The 6,000-nt window shown below is 28.3% G+C and carries 4 protein-coding genes; all 4 read right to left on the reverse strand.

The genetic code is table 4. The features are described from left to right. Window positions 1-27 precede the first annotated feature (27 nt). The 4 genes from ftsH to H9M94_RS03595 are packed head-to-tail and all read right to left on the reverse strand — an operon-like array spanning window position 28 to window position 5,728. On the reverse strand, window positions 28-2,046 hold the full coding sequence (gene ftsH, locus H9M94_RS03580; protein WP_187469554.1) for an ATP-dependent zinc metalloprotease FtsH: 2,019 nt from the start codon (window positions 2,044-2,046) through the stop codon (window positions 28-30). Between the two features lie 38 nt (window positions 2,047-2,084). Further along, entirely contained in the window at window positions 2,085-2,957 is an 873-nt protein-coding gene (gene tilS, locus H9M94_RS03585) for a tRNA lysidine(34) synthetase TilS (protein WP_255483453.1), read from the reverse strand. Between the two features lies 1 nt (window position 2,958). Continuing rightward, window positions 2,959-3,510: an aminoacyl-tRNA hydrolase gene (gene pth / locus H9M94_RS03590; RefSeq protein WP_187469555.1), complete on the reverse strand. Its 552-nt coding sequence runs from the start codon at window positions 3,508-3,510 to the stop codon at window positions 2,959-2,961. A gap of 1 nt (window position 3,511) precedes the next feature. After that, window positions 3,512-5,728 (reverse strand): ATP-dependent RecD-like DNA helicase, encoded by a 2,217-nt coding sequence (locus tag H9M94_RS03595; protein WP_187469556.1) that lies wholly within the window; start codon window positions 5,726-5,728, stop codon window positions 3,512-3,514. Between the last annotated feature and the right edge of the window lie 272 nt (window positions 5,729-6,000).

Below are 6,000 nucleotides of genomic sequence, written 5' to 3' on the forward strand. Positions count from 1 at the left end.
ACTATTTTCTAGTGCTTCATTTTGAAATTATTTTGAATCTAAATTTTCATCTTTTTCAACTTCTTCAGTATGTGTATTTTCATCATTTGAAGTAATTTTAATTAATTCATCTATGTTCATTGGTTTAGAATTTTCAACATCATTTTCGATTTTCTTAGGTGGTAATTGTAAGTGTGTTGCAATGTATTCAATTTCCTCTGCAACGATCGTTTCTTTTTCTAAGAGTAATGTTTTAATAAGTTCTAATAACTCTGTATTTTTACTAATAATTTTTGTTGCTAGTTTCTTAGCGTTTGTAATTATTTTTCTAACTTCTAAATCAATTTCATGACTAATTTGATTTGAAATAGATGAACTTGTTGCAAGTGTTTTACCTAAGAATGGTGAACCTTCTTCTTCTTGATATTTAATTGGACCAAGGTCACTCATACCAAATTCAGTTACCATTCTACGAGCAATAGTGGTTGCTTTAGAAATATCATCAGCAGCACCTGTTGTAATTTTCGCTTCACCATAAATTAATTCTTCAGCTGCTCTACCACCCATAAAACTTGCTATTGAAGCTAATAAGTCTTCTTTGGTATAGTTGTATTTTTCATTTTCAGGCATCATTAAATTATAACCACCAGCTTGACCACGTGGGATAATTGTAATTTTTTGAACTTTGTTTCCACCAGGAACTTTAAGTCCAACAACCGCGTGACCTGCTTCATGGTATGCAACTAAAGTTAATTCTTCTTGAGTAATTGTTCTTGATTTTTTAGCTGGTCCTGCCATTACACGATCGATTGCTTCGTCAATTTGTTCTAATGAAATAACTTGTGTATTTTCTCTAATAGAAAGTAACACTGATTCATTAATAACATTTTCTAATTGAGCTCCTGAAAAACCAGGTGTTCTTTTAGCAACATTGTCAAAAGAAACTTTTGGTGAGAAACGTTTACCCTTTGCGTGTAGTTTTAAAATTTCTTCACGTTCTTTTACATCTGGTAATCCAACTGTGATGATTCTATCAAAACGTCCTGGTCTTGTTAACGCTGGATCAAGTACATCTGTACGGTTTGTAGCAGCGATAAATAAAAGACCTGAATTTTCTTTAATTCCATCCATTTCTACTAAAAGTTGGTTAAGTGTTTGTTCACGTTCATCGTGACCACCACCAATACCACTTCCACGTGTTCTACCAATTGCATCTAACTCATCGATAAACACAATGGCTGGAGCATTTTTTCTTGCTTCTGTAATAACTTGTCTTACCCTTTTAGCTCCCATACCAACAAATAACTCAACAAAGTTAGATGCAGATACAAAGAAGAAAGGTACATCGGCTTCTCCTGCTGTAGCTTTTGCTAAAAGTGTTTTCCCGGTACCAGGAGGGCCTCCTAATAAAATACCACGAGGCATTCTAGCACCTGAGATTTCATATTTTTTAGGATTTTTTAAGTAGTCTACTATTTCACTAATTTCTTCAATTGGTTCTTTATTACCTGCTACATCTGAGAATTTTTTATCAGATTTAATGATTTGTGCAGGGCTTTTATCTCCAAACATACCTGTTCCTTGGCCACCCATTGCTTTCATTTGTGCTCTATATAATCAGTAAAGCAATAATAAGAATAACAATGTTGGTAAGAATGGAAGTATATATTGTGAGAAGAAACCAGGTGTAGGTGTAGGTGTAGTATAAAGTCCTAATACATTATCACCCACAGCTCCTTTTGTTGCCTCAGTTGATAACGTTGAAAAATTATTAATTACTTCAGTAAAATATTTTGAACTTCCATACACTATATGTTGAGTAGTTTTGTCACCATCTACAAAAGAAACAGTAGTGATATTTGTGAATGGATTAATTTCAATCGCACTGAAATAAATCTTGTCTGTTGAACTTGCGGCCGCTAATTGTAATTTTTCTTCAAAAGTTGTAGTTGACCAAATATTTGGTTGTGCACCTCTACCTAAAATTAGATAGAAAATTAAACCAACAATCGCAACAATTAATAAAATTGTCAATACGGACGCTGTTCTTCGTCTTTTTGGATTCATGTGTTCCTTTCTATTATTTAAATAATATTAAAATTATATTAAATTTTTGACTTAATTATCAAGAGCCCTTTTTTCTTATGCAATTCTGAGTTATCATTTAACTTAAAAACGCTTGTACGTTGGTGTGAAAGTATGAAATCAATTATGGAATTTATCTTATTTTTACTTAATTTTACGTCATTAAAATTCACGTTTATAAAATGAAAAATCAAATTTTCTTTATTTTTTAGAGCTTTAAATAAATCTTGTGAAAAATTACTTTTTCGTCATTTTTTGTATTCTTTTTTAATTTTTTGAATTTTAAACTGTGAAAAAATATTCAAAATTCTATACTTTCAGATAATTAAGTTTTTTTGTATGAAATTACTATTCTTTTCTAAATTATGTCTAATGATATTTCTTTGATATTTATCTTGATTATTTGTGTAATCAATATGAAATGGAATGTTGTTTTTTCTGCATTTCTTAATTATTGTATTTTTGAAATATTTGAATAAAAGTGGTCGTTTGATATTCATTTGATTTAAAGTGTTATTTTTAGCAATTCCTAAGTACAATGGTTTTCTTTTTGATTCTTTTTGCATTAAAACTGTTTCAATAAAGTCATCTTTTTGATGAGCAATTAATAGAGTATTACATCTTTCTTGTTTGTATATTTTTTCGAAAAAATCATAACGTTTTATACGAGCTCAATTTTGGAAATTACCTTGCACATAGTCATTTTTGTCTAAATTAAGTATGAATAAAGGGATATTATGTTTATTACAAAATTCTTCAACTATTTTTTGATCAGTATGACTATCGTATCTCTGATTATAATTAACATGACAAACTACAATGTTTTTATTTTTGTATTTATTTAATAAAAACATGCTGTCGGGACCCCCACTAACAGCAATTAAATATTTCATCTTAATTCTTTCTATTAAACTTATTCATAATTGTTTGAATATCATTGAACGCAAAAGAGATTGCGGCATTAGCCGCATTATCTAAAACAGGTTCTAAAATAACCATTTCTTCTGATTTAAATCTACCTAAAACAAAATCACGTAATTGACCTTGATGTGGTACATCAATTCCAATTTTCATTCTTTTAAAATCTTGATTTGATAAGTGTTTGATAATGCTAATTACACCATTGTGACTACCACCACTTCCGCCAATTTTGATAGCGCTTTTGCCTAGAGGAAAGTCTTTTTCGTCGTGAATCACCATGATATCATCAGGTAAAATTTTGAAAAATTGCGCAAGAGCTTGAACAAATTCACCTGAATTATTCATATATGTCATTGGTTTAGCAATAATTAAATCGTCAACTTTAACATATGAACCATTGAATTTGTTTTTATTTAATTCAACACCTAGTTTCTTACAAATTTTATCAATAACTAAAAAACCGGCATTATGTCTTGTATATGTATATTCATTTCCTGGATTTCCTAATCCGACAATTAATTTCATATTAACCTCACTTTATTAAACTTTTGAAATTAGTTAAAATTTCTTTTTCAAAAACGCCACTTTGCATTGTGATGTATGAATAATTTGTCCCCTCAGGACTTACAATAATAAGATTTTTAATAGCACGAGATGTTGCAGTATATAAAAGTTTTTTATATAGCATAATTTGGTGTTTAGGATGTACTAAAAAGATTACTACAGGAATTTCACTTCCTTGGAATTTGTGCACTGTAGTTCCATATGAAAGAGTAATTTCTTTCATAAACTCACTTCGGTCATAAGTAATGCTCTTTTGTCAATCTTCACCACGTTTGAATGTGACAATTATATTTTTAGCTTGTTCCTTATTCGAAGCATCAAATGTAGCATCTGAAATATATCCAATATCACCATTACAGATGTCATCATTAAGTCTATTTTCAAGTTGCATAACTTTATCACCAATTCTATATTCAACATCGACACCAAATCTTTTTTGTGCATAGACTTTTTTACCTTTTGGGTTGATTTTTTGTTGAATTAAATTGTTTAAAGTTATTAAACCATTTTCGCCTTTATATGTTGGTGCAAGGAGTATAATGTCATCTAAACCATGTAATGAACTTGTGGTTTTGTATAAATCTGAAATTTCATTATTGAGTGTTTCATTATTATATATTTTATGATCAACTTCACCAGGTTTAAAAACTGGTATTTGCATTTCACTTATGTTTTTAAAGTGATTGTAAATAGTTTCTGATTCACTACGATAGAATGTCTCTAATCTATTGACTGGAAAATTATCTGATAATGCAATTTCGTTAAGTAAATCACCAGGACCAATTGCAGGTAATTGCTTACTATCACCAATAATAATTAACTTTTCAAGTTGTGGGCAACATAATAAAAGTTTTTCAAAAATATTAACGTCAACCATAGAAAATTCATCAACAACTAAAGCTTTAATGTCTTTTAAATCTTCCATACGTTCTGCTGAAACTTGACCAGTTGTTTTAGAAATTTGTAAAAAACTGTGAATTGTTCTAACTCTATGTTTGATTTTTGTTGTAACGTTTGTTGCAGCACGTCCTGTTGGTGCTAAAATCGCAAAATCAACTTCAGATTTTAAATCATTTAATTTTAAAGTCTTATAAATGTGTTGAATTAAGAAAGTTTTACCAGTTCCAGGACCACCGATTATTAAAGAGATATTTGATGTTAAAAAATCATCATATGCTTTTCTTTGCTCTTTTGATAAAGGTTCTAAATTCTTTTCTTTTTCACTCGTTAAAACTAATGATGAAACTTTATTTTGAATAGCATTTAGTCTACTTGCAATGTAATGTTCTTTTTTGTAAGTTGACATTCGTGAAAGATATTTATTATTAATATCATCAATGTTTTGAATTAAAAATTTTTCTTTGATTAAAAAATCAATATATTCTTCCATTTTAATTAAATCAATGTCAAAATAACCTTTAACAACATCAATTATTTGTTTTCTAAGAATAATTGTTGAATTATTATTTTCTAAATCTTCAAAAGCAAATTCTAAATAAGCTTTAAATCTGCTTATAGAATTGGTATCTCAACCAATTTCTAAAGCAAATTTATCAATCTCATCTAATTCAACAATCTTATTTACAACATACAATTCATAAGGGTCATTACTTTTATAATAATTAACAAAATCAATATCTTTGGTATTGTGTTTTTTTTCTAATTTATCTAACAACAATGACATATTATTAGCATAAAATCAAGTTAAATTATTTTGTTTTTCATTTGAACCACCTGTAATATTGTCAACGGTTGTTTTATTTTCATTATAAAACGCAATAAAAGCTTTATATTGAAGTTCAGTCATTACACTAGTTAATTTATCTTTATTAGATTCATCACGAATCAGTTGAAAAACATCTTTTCCAAAAGCATCAGCGATTTTTTTACCGGATAAAACACCAACATGTGGGATGTTTTTTGCAAAATATGTTGCTCAATCCACTTTTTTTTCAATTATTATTGGTTTTAACGAAACTAAAAGGTAATTATTTTTATATCTACCACTTTCTTGAACTTCAATTTCATAATCTTGAAATAATTCAGGAACATTACCTTTACAATAAATTGCCATAGTACCATTTTGCTGGTCTACACGAAATAAGAAGAAGCCTCAACCATCTTCTCTACTGCCTTTTATTAATTTGACGAATTTACCTTTTAACTGTTGTGTGTTCATATATTTTATATTATAAAGATTTTTAAATTTTGTATCACCTTAAAACATGTGAATAAGATCAAACCTTTTTTAACCTTATTTTAAGAGTTATTCACAATTTTATTCACAAGGTTATTGTTGTGGAAAACTACAAGTTATTCACAATTTTATAAAACATTGTATTTTAATTGTTAATAAGTGTGTTTTTAACTAATATATAGTCTTATAAGTTGTGAATAACTTTGTGTTTTTCTTGTGAATTACTTGTTATTTGTTAAAAATTTTATTAACAA

Source organism: Mycoplasma sp. Pen4 (assembly GCF_014352955.1).
Lineage (GTDB): Bacteria > Bacillota_I > Bacilli_A > Mycoplasmatales > Metamycoplasmataceae > Mycoplasmopsis.